The sequence below is a fragment of the Streptomyces sp. NPDC052079 genome (assembly GCF_040680275.1).
Classification (GTDB): domain Bacteria; phylum Actinomycetota; class Actinomycetes; order Streptomycetales; family Streptomycetaceae; genus Streptomyces.
The window spans coordinates 1-1,776 of sequence record NZ_JBFAWL010000053.1 but is presented as its reverse complement, the minus strand read 5'-3'; the positions used below and the strand labels follow the sequence as shown (position 1 = coordinate 1,776).

Genomic DNA, 1,776 nt, shown 5'->3' with positions numbered 1-1,776 from the left:
CCAACCAGGCTGAGGGAACCTTTGGGCGCCTCCGTTACTCTTTAGGAGGCAACCGCCCCAGTTAAACTACCCATCAGACACTGTCCCTGATCCGGATCACGGACCCAGGTTAGACATCCAGCACGACCAGACTGGTATTTCAACGACGACTCCACCCGAACTGGCGTCCGGGCTTCACAGTCTCCCAGCTATCCTACACAAGCCGAACCGAACACCAATATCAAACTGTAGTAAAGGTCCCGGGGTCTTTCCGTCCTGCTGCGCGAAACGAGCATCTTTACTCGTAGTGCAATTTCACCGGGCCTATGGTTGAGACAGTCGAGAAGTCGTTACGCCATTCGTGCAGGTCGGAACTTACCCGACAAGGAATTTCGCTACCTTAGGATGGTTATAGTTACCACCGCCGTTTACTGGCGCTTAAGTTCTCAGCTTCGCCCACCCGAAGGTGAGCTAACCGGTCCCCTTAACGTTCCAGCACCGGGCAGGCGTCAGTCCGTATACATCGCCTTACGGCTTCGCACGGACCTGTGTTTTTAGTAAACAGTCGCTTCTCGCTGGTCTCTGCGGCCACCCCCAGCTCAGAGCGCAAAGGCTCATCACCAGGAATGGCCCCCCTTCTCCCGAAGTTACGGGGGCATTTTGCCGAGTTCCTTAACCATAGTTCACCCGAACGCCTCGGTATTCTCTACCTGACCACCTGAGTCGGTTTAGGGTACGGGCCGCCATGAAACTCGCTAGAGGCTTTTCTCGACAGCATAGGATCATCCACTTCGCCACAATCGGCTCGGCATCAGGTCTCAGCCACACGGTGCACGGATTTACCTGCACACCGGCCTACACCCTTACCCCGGGACAACCACCGCCCGGGATGGACTACCTTCCTGCGTCACCCCATCACTCACCTACTACCAGCTCGGGTCACCGGCTCCACCACTCCGGCCTCGTCCGAAGACTCAGCCGGCGGCTTCACGGGCTTAGCATCACTGGATTCGATGTTTGACGCTTCACAGCGGGTACCGGAATATCAACCGGTTATCCATCGACTACGCCTGTCGGCCTCGCCTTAGGTCCCGACTTACCCTGGGCAGATCAGCTTGACCCAGGAACCCTTAGTCAATCGGCGCACACGTTTCTCACGTGTGAATCGCTACTCATGCCTGCATTCTCACTCGTCAACCGTCCACAACTCGCTTACACGGCTGCTTCACCCGGCAGACGACGCTCCCCTACCCAACCCAGCACCCGTTAGGGCTATCTGCTGGATTGACACGACTTCGGCGGTACGCTTGAGCCCCGCTACATTGTCGGCGCGGAATCACTCGACCAGTGAGCTATTACGCACTCTTTCAAGGGTGGCTGCTTCTAAGCCAACCTCCTGGTTGTCTGTGCGACTCCACATCCTTTCCCACTTAGCGTACGCTTAGGGGCCTTAGTCGATGCTCTGGGCTGTTTCCCTCTCGACCATGGAGCTTATCCCCCACAGTCTCACTGCCGCGCTCTCACTTACCGGCATTCGGAGTTTGGCTAAGGTCAGTAACCCGGTAGGGCCCATCGCCTATCCAGTGCTCTACCTCCGGCAAGAAACACACGACGCTGCACCTAAATGCATTTCGGGGAGAACCAGCTATCACGGAGTTTGATTGGCCTTTCACCCCTAACCACAGGTCATCCCCCAGGTTTTCAACCCTGGTGGGTTCGGTCCTCCACGAAGTCTTACCTCCGCTTCAACCTGCCCATGGCTAGATCACTCCGCTTCGGGTCTTGAGCGTGCTACTA

Annotated in this window: 1 rRNA gene; it reads right to left on the bottom strand. The window is 56.8% G+C overall.

What is annotated here, in order from left to right:
• A 23S ribosomal RNA gene (locus AB0L56_RS31485) occupies nt 1-1,776 on the bottom strand; the annotation flags it as partial.